The following is a 20,090-nucleotide window of genomic DNA, read 5'->3' as shown; positions in this document are numbered from 1 at the left end:
ATACGATACCATGTCACGAGGGCTGCCAGGGGGACCGGGGCCGGGGGCGCTGGGGCGATTACCGTTCGTTCGCTCGCTGTCGTACCACACGCGACGGGTGCTGGGACACCCCATCCGGACGGGGCTGAAGGTCGTCACGGGCATCGTCATGCTCGTCGGGGCGTACCTGCTCGTCTTCAGACAGGAGGCGCTGATGACGGTGGTCGCACGGGACTCCGTCGGCGTCCTCGACGTGCTGGCGCTGGTCGACCCGTGGCTCTGGCCGGTCGTCCTCGTCGGCGGGACGATACTCGTCGTCGTGGTCGAAATCTGGACCGGCGTCCAGCAGGACATGCGGTACGGTCGGGGTCGCTGAACGGTCGGGGCGCTGAACGGTCGGGGCGGGACAGTCGAGGTGGGACGGTCAGTGCCGAACGGCCGACGGGGCCGCTGGCTCACTCGTACAGCGGATACTCCTCGCAGAGCGCGTCGACCTCGTCGCTGGCTTCGGCTTTCACGCTCTCGTCGTCGTGGGCGTCGACGACGCGGTAGATGACGTCCGCGACCTGCTCGCAGGCCTCCTCGTCGAACCCGCGGGTCGTCAGGGCGGGCGTGCCCACGCGGATGCCCGAGGGGTTGAACGGCGAGCGCGTCTCGCCGGGGACGGTGTTCTTGTTGAGGACGATGCCGACCTCCTCCAGGGCCTCCTCGGCCTCGCCGCCGGTCGTCTCCGGGTGGGACTCCCGCAGGTCCACGAGCACGAGGTGGGTGTCAGTACCCCCCGAGACGACCTCGAAACCGTGCTCCTGGAACCGCCCGGCGAGCGCCTTCGCGTTGTCGACGACCTGCTGGGCGTACTCCCCGAACTCGGGCTGGAGCGCCTCCTCGAAGCCGACGGCCTTCCCCGCGACGTTGTGCATCAGCGGACCGCCCTGTGCGCCGGGGAACACCGCCGAGTCGACGGCGTCGGCGTGCTCCTCGGTCGTCATGATGATGCCGCCCCGCCCGGCGCGGATGGTCTTGTGCGTCGACCCGGTGACGAAGTCGGCGACGCCGACGGGCGAGGGGTGGACGCCCGCGGCGACGAGACCGGTGATGTGCGCGATGTCCGCGAGGTGGTAGGCGTCGGCGGCCTCGGCGGCCTCCTGGACGCGCTCGAAGTCGACCTCGCGGGGGTACGCCGAGTAGCCCGAGACGACGATGTCGGGGTCGAACGCCTCGGCGTGTTCGTGGAGAGCGTCGTAGTCGATGTAGCCCGTCTCGGGGTCGACCTCGTACTGTTCGACCTCGTAGGTCTTGCCCGTGAAGTTCGCGGGGTGACCGTGGCTCAGGTGGCCGCCGTGGGTCAGGTCGAGCGAGAGAATCCTGTCGCCGGGGTCGAGCATGGCGAGGTAGACGCCCATGTTCGCCTGCGTGCCGGAGTGTGGCTGGACGTTGACGTGTTCCGCGCCCCACAGCTCCTTCGCACGGTCGATGGCGAGGTTCTCGACCTCGTCGGCGTGTTCACAGCCGGCGTAGTAGCGCTCGCCGGGGTAGCCCTCGGCGTACTTGTTGGTCAGCGCCGACCCCTGTGCTTCGAGGACGGCCCGACTGACGTGGTTCTCGCTGGCGATCATGGCGAGGGAGTCCCGCTGGCGGTCGCGCTCGGCGAGCAGCGCGTCGGCCACGGCCGGGTCCGTCGCCCGTACGTGTTCGAAGTCCATGTGCGGTGGTGCGGAGGGCCACGCCAATAATCTACCTCTCCGGAGGGACACGGAGCGCTCGGAACCTCGTCCGGTGGCGATAGGTCTTTACGACTCCCGTCGAATGGCCGTTGGATGAGTGAGCGTGCTGGTGACGCTTCGCCGACAGGACCGGACACCCTGCCAGCGCTCACTGTCCCCGCGACCGTCGACGGTCTCGCCACCGCACTGACGTACTCGGGGGCAGGCATCGCCGTGACCGGTCCGGACCGGTCACACCCCGACTGCAGACCACACCCCCCGCTCGTCGAGTTCGGCGAGGTGTCGATTCCCGACGAGGTGTCGACGAGTCGACCGGAGACCGACGTGACCGCCCGGCTTCCGGCCGACCGTGCGACGCTGTTCGTCGCGGCACCGCTCGTCTACTACCTCGGTGCGCACGTCGAACTCCACGACGGACCACCGACGCTCGTGCTTCCCGACCGAGAGCACGAGTTCTCGCCGCTTCCGGCGTTCCAACACGAGGTTGCCACGCTGCTCGGCGACACGTTCTTCCTCGACGGACTGGTCCGTGAACTCCCCAGCGAGGCCGACGCGTGTCTCGAAGACCTCCTCCCGTCGACCGGTGGCTGTCCGTACGCCCTCGCCTCGGCGACCCCCGGTGAACGGGTCGCGCAGTACCTCGACTGTGACCGCGGCCGGGTCGCCGACGAGCGCCCGGAGTGGCACCTGGCGACCTACACCGACCAGGGCGACGAGGAGGTCCGCTGTCTGCCGTACCTGCTCGACGCGATGAGTCTCGTCTACCTACCGCAGTCCTCGGCCATCGACGCACAGGGGCTACTCAAACACTCACTGGACGACTTCTATCGGGCACGCCCCGAGGGCGACGTGGCGTCGGTCGACGTGCTCGCACCGGAACTCCACGACGGCGACCTCCACGCGTGGCTGGCCGAGGGCGTCCCCGTCTCGGCGTTCACGCCCTCGCGGGCGGCCTACGAACACCGACTCGCGGCGTCCTCGGGCGACCACCGCACCGACGACCACCTCGACGTCGCCGTCGTCCTCAACGACGACCGGATGAGCGCCGAACACGACGCCGTCGCCCGGACCTACCGGGAGAACGCCGACTCGTTTCCCGCCCGCGTCAGCGTCCACGAGTCGCTCTCGACGGACGAACTCGCACGGGTCTTCGAGGCCGACCACGACTTCGTCCACTACATCGGTCACTGTGAGGTGTCGGGACTGCGCTGTACCGACGGCGGACTGGACTGTTCGAGCCTCTCGGAGTCGGGGGCACGGACGTTCTTCCTCAACGCCTGTGGCTCGTACCACCAGGGTCGGACCCTCGTCGAGCGCGGGAGCGTCGCGGGCGCGGTCACCATCCGGACGGTGCTCGACGAACAGGCCGCGGCCGTCGGCACGGCCTTCGCCCGCCTGCTCGTCCGAGGGTTCGGCATCGAACGGGCGATGCGCCTCGCACGGCGACAGGTCCTGATGAGTACGGACTACGCCGTCGTCGGCGACGGGACGTTCGCGCTCACCCCGGACACCGACCCCGCGTTGCTCCACGTCGACCCCAGGAGCGACGGCGACTACGCGGTCCGTTACTCGGTGCCCGCGGAGGGACGCGTCGGCGGGACGTTCGTCGCTCCGTTCGAGTCCTGTCGCCGCCTCCGTGGGACGACGGCGAGCGACACCCTCGACGCCGAGGGCACGCGAGCGCTCCTCGCGGACCGCCAGCGACCCGTCATCTTCGACGGTGACCTCCGCTGGTCGACGGACCTCGCACCGGTCCTCGACAGTGCGGGTCGGTAGTCCGCCACGAGAGCGTGCGAACCGGTAACACCAACTAGTTCACGAACGGGAAGTTCGCCGAAACGGACAGAAATGGCGGGAGAGCCGCTGAAACCGTAATCCTGCGGCCGAATCGTCTGAATAAACGGTAGACACGTTTTGCGGTTTGCACGAGCGGTGAAATTAAATACCAGGTTCCCCTATAGATTTACCAATGAGTTCCAACGTACTGGAGTCGAGTGTGGAGTCGTTGCTCACCACGGCACTGGCGGACGTCGACGGGACGGCGTACCTCGTCAATCCGGACGCGGAGACGTTCGAGGCGCTCGTCGAGGGCGTCGAGGAGGACGACGACGTCTCCGTTCGTCTGTTCGGTGACGAACGGATGCTGAAGGACGTGCTCGACGACTTCATCGTGGCGAGCACCGCCGCGAACCTGATGGACGCGGGGCGTCTCGAACTGCGCGTGCTCGACGAACCGTCGAACACGCTCCTCGTGACCGGCGAGCACGTGATGGCCATCGTCGACACCGGCGACCACGTCGCCGGCCTGACCACCGACGACGACGCCTTCGTCGAGAGCGCGACCGAGCAGTACGCCGCCGCGTGGGACGAAGCGTCCCAGTTCAACCTCCGCACGCCGGCTATCACGCGCGTCCGCCAGTCGCTCTCGGACGACATCGGTCCGGACGTCGCCGAGGACTTCGACACCGTGCTCGCCTCGATGGAGACGGCCCGTGGCGACGGTGACGGCCTCGACGAGGTCACCATCTCGCTGCTCGTCGCCGCGAAGAACGAGGAACTGCTCTACGACATCTCGAAGTGGGGCGAGGACGTCGGTATCGCCTCGAAGGCGACGTTTTCCCGGACGAAGACCCGTCTGGAGGAGCTCGGTCTCATCGACACCGAGAAGGTGCCCATCGACGTCGGCCGCCCGCGTCTCCGCCTCGTGCTCGGCGACGACCGTCTGCGCGGAGCCGACAGCGGCGAACTCGCCAACGTCGCGCAGTCGCTGATGGCCAGCTGATTCGGCCCTCGCTCGTACGCACGAACCGGCACGCGTCACCGCGTAACCACTATCGTTTTTACTTCGGTCGGCCGTTCCACCAGCCATGACTGTCGCGCTCGTCGGGGAGGGGCCGGCCGCGGAGGCCGTCGCCGCCGCGCTGGAGGACGTCGAGGAGGAGGTCGAGTGGCGTGAGACGGTGGGCGACTGCACGCTCGGCGTCGTCGTCGGAGCCGTCGGCGACGAGGCGTTCGCGGCCGCGAATCGGTCGGAAACGCCGTGGCTGGCGCTCGAACTCGGCGGTGTCGGTGGCCACGCCGTCGCGGGAGTCGAGGCCAGTGTCGCCGGCTTCTCGCCGGACACCGCCTGCCTCGACTGCCTGCGGGGGCGGGTCGCCGCGAACCTCGGCGAGGAGGGGACCGACGACGGGAGCGTCGGGGCCTCGACCGCCCGGTTCGCGGGGGCGCTCGCCGGCCGCGAGGCCGTCCGGGCCCTGGAGGGAACGTCGAACGTCTTCGGTGGACTCGTCGAGGTTCCGTACGCAGACCGCCGGGTGCTCCCGCTCCCGCACTGTTCGTGTAGCGATGCCCCCGACCGGCAGATCCGACGTGACCACGTCGACCGGCCGCTCGAAGCGTCGCTCGGCCGTGCGGAGGTGGCCGTCGACGACCGGGTCGGTATCGTCTCCGAGGTGGGTGAGGTCGAGTCGTTTCCGCTCCCGTACTACCTCTCGGTCCTGAGCGGGACGGAGGCGTTCAGCGACGTGCAGGCCGCACAGCAGGCCGCAGGCGTCTCGGCGGACTGGAACGCGGCGTACATGAAGGCCGTCGGCGAGGGGTTCGAGCGCTACGCCGCCGGCGTCTTCCGCGAGGCGGAACTCGTCCGCGCTCCCGCCGAACAGGTCGACGGTGCCGTCCCGCTCTCGTCGTTCGTGTTGCCCGAGGACGCCGACACGGGCGGTCCGCTCGCGTGGGTGCCCGGCGAGAGCCTCCACACCGGCGAGTCGGTCCACCTCCCCGCTCCGCGCGTCCAGTTCCCGCTCGCCGGGGCCGGTCCGACCATCACGACGGGCCTCGGCCTCGGGAACTCCGGCGTCGAGGCGCTCGTCGCCGGCCTCACCGAGGTCGTCGAGCGCGACGCCGCGATGCTGGCGTGGTACTCGACGTTCGACCCGCTCGGTCTCCGAATCGACGACGAGGAGGTGTCGAGCGCGACGGGGGCCGGGGAGGCCGGCGACGGCTCGGACCCCGGATTCGGGACGTTGCGAAGACGTGCCCGTGCCGAGGGGTTGACGGTGAGTGCGACGCTCCTGACGCAGAACGTCGACGTGCCCGTCGTCGCGTGTGCGGTCCACCGCGAGAGGGAGTGGCCGCAGTTCGCACTCGGGACGGCCGCGGCACTCGACCCCGTTGCCGCCGCCGAGAGCGCCTGCGCGGAGGCGCTCCAGAACTGGACGGAGCTCCGGCGGATGGGGAAGGCGGGGGCGACGGACGCCGGTGGTCGCATCGGTCACTTCGCCTCGCTGCCCGACTCGGCGCGGGCGTTCACCGACCCCGAGACGACCATCCCCATCGGGAGCGTCGCCAGCGACGTGCCGGACGCCGAGGAGGAACTCGACGCCCTGCTGGAGGCGCTGGGGAAGGTCGACCTCGACGCCTACGCCGCGCGGCTGACGACACGCGACCTCGACGTCCTCGGGTTCGAGGCCGTCCGCGTGCTCGTCCCGCAGGCCCAGCCCCTGTTCATCGACGGTCCGTACTTCGGCGAGCGGGCGACGACCGTCCCGGAGTCGCTCGGGTTCGAGCCACGACTGGACCGAGAACACCACCCGTTCCCGTAGCGGCGGGTCGAACCACCGGAAGAGGTATTCCTGACAGTCTCGTCGTTCGATACGTCATGCCCTCCATCGGACGCGGTGTCGCGGTGCTCGTCGCTCTGCTGGTTCTCGCTGGCTGTCTCGGCCTCCCCGAGAGTGACTCGGACGTGACGACTAACGGGTCGGCCACATTGGAGTACGCCGGCGACTACCTCGACGACAACGGGAGCGAGTACAGCCACCTCGCAGCCGTCGAGTACGCCGACGGACGGGTCGTCGTCACCGGTCGTGTCACGGGAATCGGCGACGAGTCGTGTCTCACCATGGACGTCGCCGCCGCCCGCGAGAACGGCACGCTCGTCGTCGGCGTCACGCCCGGAGCGGACACGTCCGGTATCGGCGGGGGCTGTGGCGACAGCGCGAAGCTCTGGGAGTTCCGGGCGGCCGTCGACGTCGACGCCCCACCCGACCGGGTCGTGGTCGAACTCGACGGCGAGCGGTTCGCCGCGACCGACACCTACGACGGGTCGATTCTCGGGACAGGTGACGGGCTGAACGAGACGACATAGGGCGAGAGAACAGTACGACGTAGCATCCGCGCGAGTGAGTGAAACGAATAAGCGCGGTTCACCGAGAGTGAGGCGAAGCCGAACTCTCGGCCTTTTTCGTGCAGGGTTTTCGAGGAGTGGTGCCCACAGCGAGCGCGAAGCGCGAGCGAGGACACTCGACGAAGAAAACGGTGCTAGATAGCGAACGTCGCCCGCAGCATGTCGCGTGTTCCGGGACCGAGACCCACCGCGAGGATGGCGACGAGCAGGAGGATGGCGTAGCGTGGACTCTCCTCGAATATCTCCTCGTCGAACAGCCAGATGACGGCCGTCGCGGCGAGTATCTTCACGAGCAGGAACGGCCACGCGTCGCCGATGGTGTCGCTGACGTTCGGGGGGAGCACCCGGTCGGTGACGTCGATGATGAACGAGTTGACCGGGTGTTTCGGGTAGTACTGGAACGGGAGGCCGAGTACCTGCCACCAGTCGGCGGCGAGCACGTTGGCGACGCCGTCCAGCGCGTGGCCGAACAGGACGACGAACCCGATGAGACCGACTCCGGCGACGACGCCCGGTTCGTACCGTCGGAGCGCACCGAAGACGGCCACCGCGATGAGCAACGAGAGGAGGACGACGGCGACGGTGACCTGCGGGTAGAAGCCGGCGTCGGTCCGACTGGCCAGCCCCGAGGTGACGAGGGCGTAGATGTACCCGACCGTCGCCAGCAGGTAGACGGTCCCCGCCCCGAAGACGAGCGGAGCGTAGCTGTCGACGACGCCCCGCCGGTCGAGGAAGACGGCGACCACGAGCGTCGCCAGCGTGATGGCGAAGACGACGAAGTAGATGACCGGGCTGATGATGAGCGCGTTCAGGGGGTAGGTGATGGCCTGTTCGACGCCCTCGGTGGCGGCGGCGACGTTGTTCGCGTCCTCGACGACACGCAGTGCGCCCCCGAAGAACATGAACGGGACGAGCGCGAAGAAGAACGTCCTGTCTTCACCCAACTCGAGTCCACGGAGCAGGAACAGCACGCCGGCCAGCATGAAGATGAGCGTGACGGCGTAGCCGATCTCGGAGACGACGGTGTAGCCGGGACGGGCGACGACGGCGTCCGCGGCCACCGAGGCGCAGGCGTCGCTCCCGAGCAGTCGGGTCTCCCCGCCCTGTTTCACGGCACAGGCGGCGTTGTGGGCGTCGGCGTACACCGGTCCCCAGAAGTACTGCCAGACGAAACGGTCGTAGACGAGGTTGCGGAGGACCAGCGACCCACCGACGAGGGCGGCCAGCGCCGCGGCGAACGCCGCCAGCCAGGCGCGCGCCGGCGTGAGGCCGGTCGCGCGGTCTTCGATGCTCATACTGGAAACGGTACTCCCCGATGTGTTCAGGGTTCCGGTCGCGTGCGCCGCGAGGACACGGCCCCGGACGCCCCGCACTGTCGGTGCGGTCGCGGCTCACGCCCGGCCGGCCTCACCACGTCCGGTCGTCGACGTCGCGGGCCGCCGCGAGGACGGCGTCGTGACACGCCCCCGAGGAGGCGACGAGGCCGGGCGAGTCGTGCCGCCACGGTTCGCCGTCGAGGCCCGTCACGGTCCCGCCGGCCTGCTCGACCATGAACGCGCCGGCGACGCTGTCCCACGGGTTCGGGTCGACGTTCGTCAGGACGCCGTCGACGCTCCCGCCCGCGAGGAGCGAGAGGGCGGCCTGCGCACAGCCGTACCGGCGCATGTCGCCGAAGCGCGTCACGATGGCCTCGCAGGCGGCGGCGTACTCGTCGCGTGCGTCGAACTCCCACCAGATGGTCGGCACGACGGCACACTGCTCGGGGTCGGACTGGTCGTTGACCGTCACGGGGTGGCCGTTTCGGGTGACGCCGGTCGCGTCACGGTCACTGGCGCTCCCTGCTCCCTGTTCGCGCCGCTCGCCGGGACCCGCAACGTAGGTGTCGCCGAGGGCGGGGAAGACGTTGACCGCGGCGACGGCCTCACCGTCGACGACGGCCGCGACGCTCGTCGCCCAGATGCGCGAGTCACGGACGAAGTTGTTCGTGCCGTCGATGGGGTCGATTATCCAGACCGGGCCCGACTCCGGAACCTGCTTCAACTCCTCGTCTTCCTCTCCCACGATGGCGTCGTCCGGGAACGTCTCGCGGACGACCTCGACCACTCGCCGCTGGGTCCGGCGGTCGGCCTCGGTGACGACGTCGGTCTTCCCGTCTTTGGTCTCCACGTCGATACCGTCCCGGAAGCGGTCGTCCGCGACGGCAGCGCCCGCGCGGGCCGCTCGCTCGGCGACCGCGAGACGGACGCTGGTGTCGTCGTTCATACCGAGAGCGGGTCTGGCGTCCCCAAAGTGCCACCGATTAAGAGCGACGGCGACGACCCCGAGGATATGCACACGCTCGCAAAGCGGATTCACAACATCACGCCGAGAGCCGTCCGACTCACGCTCGCCGGCGGCGAGTCGCTCACGCTGGAGATGCGCTCGGCGGAGTTCTTCCAGGAGTCGTTCCAGGGTGAGGGGACGGCCGACGGGACGACCTACCGGATGGTGACCGACGGCGAGGACGACCCGCTGGTCGTCGCCCGCGAGACCGACACCGGGTGGGAGATGCTCGGTGAGGTCGAGACCGTCGAGGCCGCCTGAGCGACCCGCGTCGCCACCCGTAGCCTCTTGTCCCGAGCGGTCGGAGGAGGGACGATGAAGACGGCGCTTCGAGTGGTCTGCTGTTGTCTCCTCGTCGTGCTCGCCGGCTGTTCGGGGACCGGGGTCGCACCGACACCGGGCGGTGACGACGCCGCTGGCGGCACCGGAGACGGTGACAGCGTCGGGACGCTCGACGCTCCCGCCGACGGGGCGCTCGCGGTCCACTTCGTCGCCGTCGGGCAGGGCGACGCGACGCTCGTCGTCGCTCCCTCCGGCGAGACGATGCTCGTCGATACGGGCGACTACGAAGACGACGGTGAGCACGTCGTCGACTACCTCCGCGCCCACGGTATCGACCGTATCGACCACCTCGTGACGACCCACGCCGACGCGGACCACGTCGGCGGGCACGCCGCCGTCATCGAGTACCTGGAGACGGAAGGCGACGGCGTCGGAGCGGTGTACGACCCCGGTATCGTCGCCAGCACGCGCACCTACGAGGAGTATCTCGACGCGGTCGAACGCTACGACGTCCCGCTCTACGAGACACACGCGGGCGACGACGTCCCGCTGGCGGGCGTCGAACTCGCGGTCCTCGGCCCGCCCGAGGAGTATCTCGACGGCCGTGACCGCAACGAGAACAGCATCGTCCTCCGACTCGGACACGGCGAGCGGTCGTTCCTGCTGACCGGCGACGTCGAGGCGGGCGCGGAGTCGTGGCTGCTCGACCGCTACGGCGACGGCCTCGACGCGACGGTGCTGAAAGTCGGCCACCACGGGAGTTCCTCGTCGAGTACGGCGGCGTTCCTCGACGCCGTCTCGCCGCGTGTCGCGGTCGTCTCCAGCGCCTTCGACTCGGAGTACGGCCACCCCCACGAGGAGGTGCTCGACCGCCTCGTAGCGCGCTCGATTCCGACGTTCTGGACCGGCACACACGGCGACGTCGTCGTCAGGACCGACGGTCAGCGCGTCGTCGTCGCCAGTCAGCGGGCCGCACCGACCGACGCGGCCACGCTTCGGTCCGGCGAGGCCGTCGCTCCGAGCGCGAGCGACCCCGTCGAACCGCGCCTCGGGTTCGGAGCGGCCGCTGGCGGGGGCCCCGGTACGTCGGCCGTCGCGGCCGACGGCGGGACGGTGGAGACGGCCACGGCCGACGGGGCCGGCGAACTGCGACTCGTCACAGTCAACGCGGACGCCGCCGGCCGCGACGGCGAGAACCTGAACGACGAGTACGTCGTCTTCGAGAACGCCGGCGACCGGCCGCTCGACCTCTCGGGGTGGACCGTGCGCGACGCGGCGACCCACGAGTACACCTTCGGCGACGTGACGCTCGACCCTGGCGAGCGCCTGACGCTCCACACCGGACGGGGCGACGACACCGCGACCGACGTCTACTGGAACGCCGACGCCCCGCTGTGGAACAACGACGGCGACACCGTCGTCGTCGAAAGGGCCAACGGAACGCGCGTCCTGGAGGAACAGTATGAGTGACGACCCGGCGGAGTGCGGGGCCGGTGACGGCGTCCCCGACGGAGAGTATCGTGCGGTCGTCGACCGCATCGAGGACGGACTCGCCACCCTGATCCTCGACGACGAGACGACGACCGGACGGGTCGACATTCCTCCGGACTCCCTTCCGGACGGTGCCCGACAGGCGGACGCGGTGGTGGACCTCACGGTCGAGGACGGGCGACTGGCCGAGGTGCGCTTCGAGGAGCGAGCGACCGAGCGACGACGTGAGCGCGTGCAGTCGCGGTTCGACCGACTCGCCCGACGGCGCGACGAGACGACGGCCCCCGAGGACGACCGGGAGTAGCGACCGCGGAGCACGACGGCCCCCGACCGACGCCGAGGCTTCTTGTACCGGAACGCGACCAGCCTGCGGTATGTCCACTCCCCCGTACGCGCTCGGCCTGCTCCTGGTACTGACGCTCGTCACCCCGCTCGGCCACCCACTGACCACTGCCGTCGTCGACCGGTTCGAGGGCGACGACGCGGTGCTCGTCACCGACGACGGTCGGCAGGTCACCGTCGAGCGAGCGCGACTCCCGGAGCGTGGCCGGCACGTCGACGCCGTCTTCCGGGTAAGTCTCGCGCACGGCACGCTCACGAGTGCCGAGTACGACGCGAGCGCGACACGGCAGCGGTCGCGGTCGGTGCGGCGTCGGTTCGACCGACTGGCGACTTCTCGCTCGGGGACTCAGCACTGACGCGTTCCGAGCACCTCGACGCGGTCACCGACGGAGAGTCCCGCTCCCCACTCCGACTCGGGGATACGCGTGTTGACCATCAGTCGGAAGTTCCCCTCGTACCGGTCGCTGTCGAGCCACGGCGGGAGCGTCCGCTCACGCTCGCGGAGGAACGCCTCGCGGAAGCCGGGGGTCTCCTCGCCGGTGTCGGGGTCGCGTGACGGGACGACACAGCGCCGACACGGGTTGAGACCGAGCAGTTCGACCTCGCCGACCCGGAACGCCACGGCCTCGCCGCGGTCGGCGTAGAGGCGGTCCTCCCAGAACGCCGGAACCCCGTCGACTTCGAGGTTCGCGCGGAACCGTCGCCGGGCACCGTCGACCGTGATACCGAACCACGACGCCACCTCCCGAAGTGTGGCCGTCGAGACGAGCGTCGGCCCGTCGTACTCCCGGTCGTCGGGGTAGCCGCCACGCGGTTCGTGTCGCAGGCTGACCGGTTCGTCGAAGTAGTCGCTCAGGTACGCGTTCAGCTCTCCGGGTGCGTCGAGCGAGAAGGTCCGAGCGTCGTCACCGCCCTGCTCGCGGAGCGTCACGGTACTCGCCTCGCGGTCGACCGACGAGCGCAGGCGGTGGACCGCCGCCGTCCGCTTCCCGTTGACGTAGTCGCCCTGCCCGCCGACGGAGGCCGTCTCGGGGTCGTGGGCCGCGTCGGCGGGCTTGGCGACCATCGCGTACTCCCGGTCGCCCGCGAGCGTGCCGTACTCGACGGCCCTCGACTCGTGGTCTGTCGGGTCGAGTGACTTGAGGGGGTACGTCGTCAGTCGCGCGAGTCGCGGGGTGTCGTCGGTCATGCAGTAGAACAGTGAACGCGCCGCTACGAGCGTTGCGGTACGTGGAACCACGGTCGGACGCGCTCCGCTCGTCCGCTGTGTCTTCCCTGCTCCCACTCGCTTCGCTCGCGGGACCTCTCCAGAGCGGAGCTTGAATCCGCCGCCGTTTCCGGGTGTGGCTACTCGGTCGTGACGTCGTGAGAAGTTTGCGAGGGAAGACCGCCCTGCGGTCTTCCGCATGTGTCGCGCGGTGAGCGCGGCCATGCGAGGGGTAGGATTTGAACCCACGGACCTCTACAGGAGCGGAGCTTGAATCCGCCGCCGTTTCCAGACTTGGCTACCCTCGCACGCGGTCGGACCGACGCAAGAGAGGGTGTTAAACGCGCTGGTTTCGCCGAGGCACTGGCCACAATATCAATCCTTATCAATTCAGCGCGGTTGAGTTAATACATGGCAGTCGTCAGCGTCTCGATGCCCGATTCCCTGCTGGAGCGTCTCGACGAGTTCTCCGACGAGCACGGTTACACCGGCCGGAGCGAGGTGGTCCGGGAGGCCGCTCGCAACCTGCTGGGCGAGTTCGAGGACAAACGGCTCGAAGACCGGAAGCTCATCGGCGTCGTCACGGTACTGTTCAACTACGAGACGACGAGCGTCGAAGAGCGGATGATGCAGCTCCGCCACGAACACGAGGACCTCGTCGCCTCGAACGTCCACAACCACGTCGGCGACCACTACTGCATGGAACTGTTCATCCTCGAAGGGACGCTCGCGGACATCTCGACGTTCGTCGGGAAGATTCGTGCCACGCGCGACACGCTGAGCGTCGACTACTCGGTCATCCCCGTCGAGAACGTCGAGGAGACGCTGGCGGCGGACTCCTCCTGAGGGCGGGCTACTCCTCGCCGTCGAGCGTCACACACCGCCGAGCACTTGCTTCCGGCGCTCCAACGTGGCACATGGCCACCCCACCGCACCTCGTCGAAGAGGGTGGGACGTCGAGGACGTCCCGAGAAGCCAGCGAAGCCGAACTGAAACTCGACCTCGGCATCGGACATCGACGTCGACGCTTTCGGCTCACCGACGGCGCGGAGAACCTGCTGCGGGACTGCGGGTACGAGAAGGCCGACGTCGTCCCGTGGACTGTCGCCAAGGCGCTGGTCATCGTCGGCGGCGCACACCTCCCGGAGGGTAACGACGCCCGCGAGACCACGTGGGCCATCAAAGGTGCGGACGGCGGCCGCGACGCCACCGACGACGACCTGCGGGAACTGGCGACCTACCTGCGACGACTGACCGTCGAGGACCGGGCGCTCGATACGCTCCGCGAACACGTCGAACGGACGCGCCTCTCGGAGTATCTCGACCCCGACGAACTGCGCGGGCGCACCGAGAAAGTGGGGTCGCTCAACGACATCGTACGCGACCTCTGAGCGGGTCGGTCCGTCGTTCAGCCGACAGGGCCATCGCCGCCGCTCCTCGCGGTGACGGTAACGTGGGGGTGAGACACCGGCGGGGACGAGTTCTTCGATCATCGAGAACAGGCCGTCGGTGTTCTCTGCGGTCGCTTTGAGAACGGTGAGCGAGTCGAGTGACCAGTACGGGTCGCCGTCGTGTTCGCCGAACAGCCACGCTTCGGGGTAGTCGGTGGTCCGTGCCATCGTGACACACGGTTAGGCGACCGAACCGAATACGGCGTGAGTACACCGTCGACCGACTGTCCGCCGGCCGGTGGCTATCGGCGTGGCAGGCGGTCAGTCGCCGAGTGCGACAAATCGGGGCTTCCGCGTGGACTCGACGGCAGATTCAACCGCCTCGCTCTCGAACCCCGGACGATGGACGACCACACCCGCGACCCGAGCGTCGGCCCGCCACTCGCCGGTGCGCCGACCGGCTGGCACGCAGACCGCGACGTGTGGGAGCACGCCACTCTCAGGCGCGCGACGGTCCACGGCGTCCGCCTCTACAACTCCGGCGAGTTCCACGAGTCACACGACTGCTTCGAGGACGAGTGGTACAACTACGGGCGTGGCAACACCGAGTCGAAGTTCCTCCACGGGATGGTGCAGGTGGCCGCCGGCGCGTACAAGCACTTCGACTTCGAGGACAGCGAGGCGCAGAGCGCCTCTGGAAGCCGGACGGAGTCCGGCGGCGACGCCGGGATGCGCTCGCTGTTCGAGACGGCGCTCCAGTACTTCCACGGCGTCCCCAACGACTTCTACGGCGTCGACCTGCTGGACGTGCGGACCGTCCTGACGAACGCGCTGAACGACCCCGAAGCGCTCCACGACTGGCGGATTCGGCTGGACGGTGGGACCCCCACGGCCCGCGAGGAGGACGTCCTGTACGCCGAGTCGCTGGAGCACTGAACGGCCGTCTCGAAGCGGGCGGGACGGAGAGGACGCATTGGTCGGTTGACGAGAGAGACCGCGCCACTGATAACGCCCCCTCGTCTAAGTCGGACGAATGCGAATCGAGCAGTTGGGCGACGGTGAACCGGAAATTGCGATACTCGCGGCCGTCCACGGCGACGAACCGTGTGGCGTCCACGCTGTCGAACGGCTCCTCGCCGACGACCCTGCCGTCGAGCGACCGGTCAAGTTCGTCGTCGCCAACGAGCGGGCGCTGGCCCGTGGGGTGCGCTACACCGAGTCCGACCTCAACCGCGTCTTTCCGGGGAGTCCCGACGCCGACTCTCACGAGGAGCGACTGGCACACTACCTGCTGAACGAACTTCGCGGCCTGACTACCTTCTCGATGCACTCGACGCAGTCCTACGACGAACCGTTCGCCGTCGTCGACGAGGCCGGGGCGCTCGCCGACAGCATCTGTCCGTACCTCTCGGTCGACGCCGTCGTCGAGGCGACGGGGTTCACCGAGGGCCGACTCGTCGAGTACGCCGACGTGGTGGAAGTCGAGTGTGGCCTCCAGGGCACCTCGAAGGCCGCCGAGAACGCGGTCACGCTCGCCTACGAGTTCCTCGCGGCGGTCGGTGCGCTCCCGAGCGAACGGACGCCTGCCGAGGAGGTGCCGGTGTTCCGACTTCGGAAACTGGTCCCGAAACGGACCGCCGAGGAGTACGCCGTCTTCGCCGCCAACTTCCAGCGCGTCGCGGCGGGCGAACCGTTCGCGGCCATCGACGGCGAGAAACTCGTCGCCGACGAGCCGTTCTACCCCGTGTTGATGTCACCCTACGGCTACGAAGAGGAGTTCGGTTACGCCGGCGAACTCTCCGGCCAACTGGGTGGCGACCCGGTCCAGCGCGACAGCGCGACCCGTTCTTCGTCCGGATAGCGCAGCGCTACGTCGACGGTCGGTACGCGGACAGGTACGACTCGATAGCGTCGGCGACGCGTTCACGAGTCGCCTCGTCGGGGCAGTCGAGTCCCTCGGGTGGGTCGGGCGTCCGGAGCAGTCGCCCGGCCACGCGGCGAACCGTGCCGTGGTCCGGCGGAGTCCACCGGAGGCGGACCGTGCGCTCACCGACGCGCTCGACCCCTTCGACACGCGCGAGCGGCCAGCCCCGTGTGCGGCCGTTCCGGACGCGGAGGGTGCCCGTTTCGAGACGGAACGTCTCGTCGCCGTCCGTCCACCGGAGGCTCACCTCGGGGTCGACGAGCGCAGCGTGGAACGGGGCGAGCGCCTCGCTCACCGTCGCTCGAACGGTCCGCCCGTCGGCGAGTGCGACGAACTGCGAGTGTGGGACGGCGACCAGTACCCACTCGTCGTCGCGGGCGAGCGCCAGCGTGTGGACGAACCACTGGCCGACGCCGGTCCTCGTGAGGTCGGCGAGCGCTGTGAGTTCCTCGGTGTGGTCGGGGAGTGCGAGGCGGTGCCACCGTCGCGTGGCGTCCTCGTTCGTCCACCCGGTCCACGTCGGGACACACGCGGCCCGGACGTCGGCCCACACCGCTCGCGGGTTCGGAACGCCCGGTTCGTCGACGGCCGCCGGTGGTCGTTCGAGGAGAGCGAACGCCTCCTCACAGTCGGGGGCGAGCGCGCGGACCAGTGCGACCAGCACGTCTGGGACGTCGGCGTCGGCACAGCGAAGCGTCCGGTCGTCGAGCGTCGTCGGGTCGGGGAGGGGCATCCGTGGGGGTGGAGAGACGATAGCCGTGGGCGGCAGACCGGTCAGTCGCTGCTCGGTTCGAACTCGACGAGCTTCAGGTCCCGGTCGAGCGCACAGTGGTCGTGTGGCGGTTCGCCGACCACCTCTCGGATCTTCCGGGACTCGTCGAACTCGACGCCCAGCGGTTCGCAGTACTCGTGGCTCGGGCACTCGGTGTAGGGACAGGGGCCGTCGAGCGTCGCGCTCGACCCGGCGTACGCGCCGGTGGCGGCGACGTTCGCGCGGACGGGGGCCGGTTCGACTTCGACGGCGGTGACGCCCTGGTCGTGGACGGCACAGTCGAGCAGCCCCGAGTCCCGGACGCCCGTCACGCGATACCGGACGCCCTCGGTGAGGTTGAGACACTGTCCGCGGTACGGACAGCCCTCACAGCGCGTCGACTCGCCCTCGAAGACGAACTCCGTTCCGGGTTCGGCGAGACGAGGACCGATGAGGGTGACTTTGGCCATACGCGACAGTGCGCCGTCGGCGGTGTTAAGCCTCCCGTCGCGGGGACCGGCCGCAGGTGTCGGTCCGTCGTGGGCGGAGGGAGGGGAGACGGTCCGCCGGTGGTCAGTCGGTCCGCCCGGTCAACTCGTCGAGCGCCTCGAAGTACGTCTCGCGGGGGACCTGGTAGAGCGCCCGGTAGTCCACCTCGCCGGCGGCGAACTCGGCGGCGAGGGTGCGCGCCCGCTCGATGGCGTCCTCCCGTCCGTCGAAGAACTCCGGGTCGCGTTTCACGTCGGGTTCGAGGAAGAGCGTGAGGACCCAGGGGTCGCCCGGTGCGGGGTTCCGGGGCGTTCCGGGACGCTTGCTCCGCCGGCCGTGGGTGACGTAGATGGTCGGGAGACAGGCGGGGGGGTACTCGTCGCCGTCGAACACGTCCGGTCGGTACGCGAGGACGAGGCGGTTGTCCGCGTCGCTCCAGACCCGCCATCCCTCGGCGAGCGAGTCGTCGTCGACGGTTACAGGCGGACCGTCGTCCGTCGGGTTGGCGTCACCGTCCATACCGTCCGTTCTGTCGACGCAGCCAAGAGTCGTGCGGTCCCCCCGACGCTCCCACTCTTAAACGAACGACTCCTCCGAACTCGGAACGGTTATCCGAAACTGGTTACGCGTAGCGATTTGTCGACCGGAAGCTCCACCCGAACGTGTCGGAATTCCTGTCGGTGTGGTAAGGCTTATCAATGACAAGCGATAACACACTATTCACAGTATCGGTGGTCCCACCCGCTCGCCGCTTTTCTCTGCCCGCCCCCGCACCAACCACCGGATCGTGGGTGTCGCAGGGGGAGGCGGTGCTGTCGTGGCCGATGTCGGTCACGGACGGTGGGTCGTCGACGCTACCGAGCAGCGACGCTGCCCGGTCCCCCACCGGGGGAACTGAGACATCCGTCTCCGTGATAGCATGAAAGGCGACATGGAAACGCTCGCAGACCTCAGCCAGGAGTACCGTGATTCGATACCGTCGGATCTCCGTCAGACACACACGTTCGACTGGTATCTCGAAGAGGTCTTCGAGGACCCGCACATCGCGCGGAACGCACACCAGCGCGTGGCGGACATGTTCGATCACTACGGCACCGAGTACGACGAGGACCTCGGCGTCGTCGAGTACCGCCTCGCCAGCGAGGACCCCCTGAACGAGGGTGAGAACACCTTCTACGGGCGCAACATCCACGAGTCCATCCACGAGTTCGTCAACAAGGTAAAATCCGGCGCGAGAGGGCTCGGTCCCGAGAAACGCATCAAACTGCTCCTCGGGCCGGTCGGCTCCGGGAAGTCCGACTTCGACCGGCAGGTCCGGACCTACTTCGAGGACTACACCGCCCTCGACGAGGGTCGGATGTACACCTTCCGCTGGACGAACCTCTGTGACGTCATCAGAGACCAGGACCCGGCCGACGACGTGGTCCGCAGTCCGATGAACCAGGACCCGCTCGTGTTGGTACCCCAGGCCCAGCGCGACCGCATCATCGACGAACTCAACGACCACCTCGACGCACCGTACACCATCCGCAACGAGCAGGCGCTCGACCCCGCCAGCGAGTTCTACATGGACCGCCTGCTCGACCACTACGACGACGACCTCCAGCAGGTCCTCGAGAACCACGTCGAGATCATCCGGCTGGTCGCCGACGAGAACAAACGGCAGTGCGTCGAGACGTTCGAGCCGAAGGACAAGAAGAACCAGGACGAGACCGAACTCACCGGCGACGTCAACTACTCGAAAATCGCCATCTACGGCGAGTCCGACCCGCGCGCGTTCGACTACTCCGGAGCGTTCTGTAACGCCAACCGGGGGCTGTTCTCCGGCGAGGAGCTGTTGAAACTCCAGCGGGAGTTCCTCTACGACTTCCTGCACGCGACCCAAGAACAGACGATCAAGCCGAAGAACAACCCCCGTATCGACATCGACCAGGTCATCGTCGGACGCACCAACATGCCCGAGTACAAGGACAAGAAGGGCGACGAGAAGATGGAGGCGTTCAACGACCGGACGAAACGCATCGACTTCCCCTACGTCCTCCAGTACGAGGAGGAGTCGCGCATCTACAGCAAGATGCTGAAGAACGCCGACGTCCCCGACATCAACGTCGAACCCCATACCCTGGAGATGGCGGGCCTGTTCGGCGTCCTCACGCGTATCGAGGAGCCGTCGGGTGGCACCGTCGACATCGTCCAGAAGGCGAAAGCCTACAACGGCGAGGTCGACGACGCCGACGACATCGACGTGAAGAAACTCCGCGACGAGGCCGGCGAACTCGCCGAGATCGGCGAGGGCATGGAGGGCGTCAGCCCCCGGTTCATCGGCGACGAGATAGCCGAGGCCATCATGGACTCGATGCACCGGGGGCGCGACTTCCTCTCGCCGCTGACGACGTTCAACCACCTCGAAGGCAACCTGGAGAACCACGGCTCCATCCCCGAGGACCGTTTCGAGCGCTACTACCGCTACCTGGAGATGGTCCGCGAGGAGTACAAGGAGCGTGCCATCGAGGACGTCCGCCACGCACTCGCGTACGACGTCGACGAGATACAGCGCCAGGGCGAGAAGTACATGGACCACGTCATGGCGTACATCGACGACGACACCATCGAAGACGAGATAACGGGTCGGGAGACCGAACCGGACGAGCAGTTCCTCCGGTCGGTCGAGGAACGCCTCAACATCCCCGAGGACCGCAAGAACGACTTCCGCCAGGAGGTGTCGAACTGGGTCAGCCGTCGTGCCCGCGAGGGGACGTCGTTCAACCCACAGGACAACGACCGACTCCGGCGTGCTCTGGAACGCAAGCTCTGGGAGGACAAGAAACACAACATCAACTTCTCGGCGCTGGTCTCCTCCGGCGAGATGGAAGACGACGAGCGCAACGCCTGGATCGACGCGCTCGTCGACCAGGGCTACTCCCCCGAGGGTGCCCGCGAGGTGCTGGAGTTCGCCGGCGCGGAGGTGGCCAAGACGGAGATGGAGGACTGATGGCCCGGTGA

Annotated in this window: 21 protein-coding genes and 1 tRNA gene; 14 read left to right on the top strand and 8 right to left on the bottom strand. The window is 68.4% G+C overall.

Annotated elements, in window-relative coordinates; all coding sequences use genetic code 11:
• Positions 1–10 precede the first annotated feature (10 nt).
• Positions 11–355 (top strand): hypothetical protein, encoded by a 345-nt coding sequence (locus GQS65_RS20000; RefSeq protein WP_158206389.1) that lies wholly within the window; start codon positions 11–13, stop codon positions 353–355.
• A gap of 79 nt (positions 356–434) precedes the next feature.
• Here GQS65_RS20000 and glyA read toward each other — a convergent pair whose 3' ends face one another.
• Complete coding sequence (gene glyA, locus GQS65_RS19995) at positions 435–1,682, bottom strand: serine hydroxymethyltransferase (RefSeq protein WP_158206388.1); 1,248 nt, start codon at positions 1,680–1,682, stop codon at positions 435–437.
• A 114-nt stretch (positions 1,683–1,796) separates the two neighbouring features.
• Here glyA and GQS65_RS19990 point away from each other — a divergent pair, with 114 nt between their 5' ends.
• From GQS65_RS19990 to GQS65_RS19975, 4 genes are all read left to right on the top strand, one after another.
• A complete protein-coding gene (locus tag GQS65_RS19990) occupies positions 1,797–3,479 on the top strand; it encodes a hypothetical protein (protein WP_158206387.1) in 1,683 nt (560 codons plus the stop codon).
• A gap of 193 nt (positions 3,480–3,672) precedes the next feature.
• On the top strand, positions 3,673–4,485 hold the full coding sequence (gene tbsP / locus GQS65_RS19985) for a transcriptional regulator TbsP (RefSeq protein ID WP_158206386.1): 813 nt from the start codon (positions 3,673–3,675) through the stop codon (positions 4,483–4,485).
• Between the two features lie 85 nt (positions 4,486–4,570).
• On the top strand, positions 4,571–6,304 hold the full coding sequence (locus tag GQS65_RS19980) for a YcaO-like family protein (protein WP_158206385.1): 1,734 nt from the start codon (positions 4,571–4,573) through the stop codon (positions 6,302–6,304).
• Between the two features lie 56 nt (positions 6,305–6,360).
• Positions 6,361–6,849, top strand: coding sequence for a hypothetical protein (locus tag GQS65_RS19975; protein ID WP_158206384.1), 489 nt, complete (start codon positions 6,361–6,363; stop codon positions 6,847–6,849).
• Positions 6,850–7,022: 173 nt separating this feature from the next.
• Here GQS65_RS19975 and GQS65_RS19970 read toward each other — a convergent pair whose 3' ends face one another.
• Positions 7,023–8,183 (bottom strand): DUF63 family protein, encoded by a 1,161-nt coding sequence (locus GQS65_RS19970; RefSeq protein WP_158206383.1) that lies wholly within the window; start codon positions 8,181–8,183, stop codon positions 7,023–7,025.
• 112 nt (positions 8,184–8,295) lie between these two features.
• A complete protein-coding gene (locus tag GQS65_RS19965) occupies positions 8,296–9,150 on the bottom strand; it encodes an inositol monophosphatase family protein (protein ID WP_158206382.1) in 855 nt (284 codons plus the stop codon).
• Positions 9,151–9,216: 66 nt separating this feature from the next.
• Here GQS65_RS19965 and GQS65_RS19960 point away from each other — a divergent pair, with 66 nt between their 5' ends.
• From GQS65_RS19960 to GQS65_RS19945, 4 genes are all read left to right on the top strand, one after another.
• On the top strand, positions 9,217–9,471 hold the full coding sequence (locus GQS65_RS19960; RefSeq protein WP_158206381.1) for a hypothetical protein: 255 nt from the start codon (positions 9,217–9,219) through the stop codon (positions 9,469–9,471).
• A gap of 54 nt (positions 9,472–9,525) precedes the next feature.
• Positions 9,526–10,962 carry a lamin tail domain-containing protein gene (locus tag GQS65_RS19955; protein WP_158206380.1) on the top strand — a complete coding sequence of 479 codons (1,437 nt, stop codon included), beginning with the start codon at positions 9,526–9,528 and terminating at the stop codon, positions 10,960–10,962.
• The gene (locus GQS65_RS19950) at positions 10,955–11,287 is read left to right on the top strand and encodes a DUF3006 family protein (RefSeq protein ID WP_158206379.1); all 333 of its coding nucleotides are present in this window, start codon (positions 10,955–10,957) and stop codon (positions 11,285–11,287) included. The genes GQS65_RS19955 and GQS65_RS19950 overlap by 8 nt, the downstream gene beginning before the upstream one ends.
• 70 nt (positions 11,288–11,357) lie before the next feature.
• Positions 11,358–11,681 carry a DUF3006 domain-containing protein gene (locus GQS65_RS19945; protein WP_158206378.1) on the top strand — a complete coding sequence of 108 codons (324 nt, stop codon included), beginning with the start codon at positions 11,358–11,360 and terminating at the stop codon, positions 11,679–11,681.
• Here GQS65_RS19945 and GQS65_RS19940 read toward each other — a convergent pair.
• Both GQS65_RS19940 and GQS65_RS19935 read right to left on the bottom strand, forming a co-directional pair.
• Positions 11,672–12,514 (bottom strand): MOSC domain-containing protein, encoded by an 843-nt coding sequence (locus GQS65_RS19940; protein ID WP_158206377.1) that lies wholly within the window; start codon positions 12,512–12,514, stop codon positions 11,672–11,674. The two genes, GQS65_RS19945 and GQS65_RS19940, sit on opposite strands and share 10 nt — an antisense overlap.
• Before the next feature lie 242 nt (positions 12,515–12,756).
• Positions 12,757–12,840 (bottom strand) — tRNA-Leu (locus GQS65_RS19935).
• Positions 12,841–12,943: 103 nt separating this feature from the next.
• On the opposite strand from GQS65_RS19935, the gene nikR reads away from it, so the two are divergent.
• The 4 genes from nikR to GQS65_RS19915 all read left to right on the top strand — a co-directional run bounded on the left by nikR (position 12,944) and on the right by GQS65_RS19915 (position 15,784).
• Positions 12,944–13,378, top strand: a complete 435-nt coding sequence (gene nikR, locus GQS65_RS19930) for a nickel-responsive transcriptional regulator NikR (protein WP_158206376.1) — start codon at positions 12,944–12,946, stop codon at positions 13,376–13,378.
• A 71-nt stretch (positions 13,379–13,449) separates the two neighbouring features.
• Positions 13,450–13,923: a hypothetical protein gene (locus GQS65_RS19925; protein ID WP_158206375.1), complete on the top strand. Its 474-nt coding sequence runs from the start codon at positions 13,450–13,452 to the stop codon at positions 13,921–13,923.
• 402 nt (positions 13,924–14,325) lie between these two features.
• Positions 14,326–14,859: a DUF309 domain-containing protein gene (locus GQS65_RS19920; RefSeq protein WP_158206374.1), complete on the top strand. Its 534-nt coding sequence runs from the start codon at positions 14,326–14,328 to the stop codon at positions 14,857–14,859.
• Positions 14,860–14,956: 97 nt separating this feature from the next.
• Positions 14,957–15,784, top strand: a complete 828-nt coding sequence (locus tag GQS65_RS19915; RefSeq protein ID WP_158206373.1) for a succinylglutamate desuccinylase/aspartoacylase domain-containing protein — start codon at positions 14,957–14,959, stop codon at positions 15,782–15,784.
• 7 nt (positions 15,785–15,791) lie between these two features.
• On the opposite strand, the gene GQS65_RS19910 is transcribed toward GQS65_RS19915, so the two are convergent.
• The 3 genes from GQS65_RS19910 to GQS65_RS19900 form a co-directional block, all read right to left on the bottom strand.
• Entirely contained in the window at positions 15,792–16,580 is a 789-nt protein-coding gene (locus GQS65_RS19910; RefSeq protein ID WP_158206372.1) for a hypothetical protein, read from the bottom strand.
• Positions 16,581–16,621: 41 nt separating this feature from the next.
• Positions 16,622–17,068 carry a UPF0179 family protein gene (locus GQS65_RS19905; RefSeq protein WP_158206371.1) on the bottom strand — a complete coding sequence of 149 codons (447 nt, stop codon included), beginning with the start codon at positions 17,066–17,068 and terminating at the stop codon, positions 16,622–16,624.
• A gap of 103 nt (positions 17,069–17,171) precedes the next feature.
• Positions 17,172–17,606 carry a DUF5820 family protein gene (locus tag GQS65_RS19900; protein WP_158206370.1) on the bottom strand — a complete coding sequence of 145 codons (435 nt, stop codon included), beginning with the start codon at positions 17,604–17,606 and terminating at the stop codon, positions 17,172–17,174.
• A 400-nt stretch (positions 17,607–18,006) separates the two neighbouring features.
• On the opposite strand from GQS65_RS19900, the gene GQS65_RS19895 reads away from it, so the two are divergent.
• Entirely contained in the window at positions 18,007–20,079 is a 2,073-nt protein-coding gene (locus GQS65_RS19895) for a PrkA family serine protein kinase (RefSeq protein WP_158206369.1), read from the top strand.
• Positions 20,080–20,090 lie beyond the last annotated feature (11 nt).

This window comes from Halomarina oriensis, from assembly GCF_009791395.1.
Lineage (GTDB): Archaea > Halobacteriota > Halobacteria > Halobacteriales > Haloarculaceae > Halomarina > Halomarina oriensis.
This window is presented reverse-complemented; position numbering and strand designations above follow the sequence as displayed.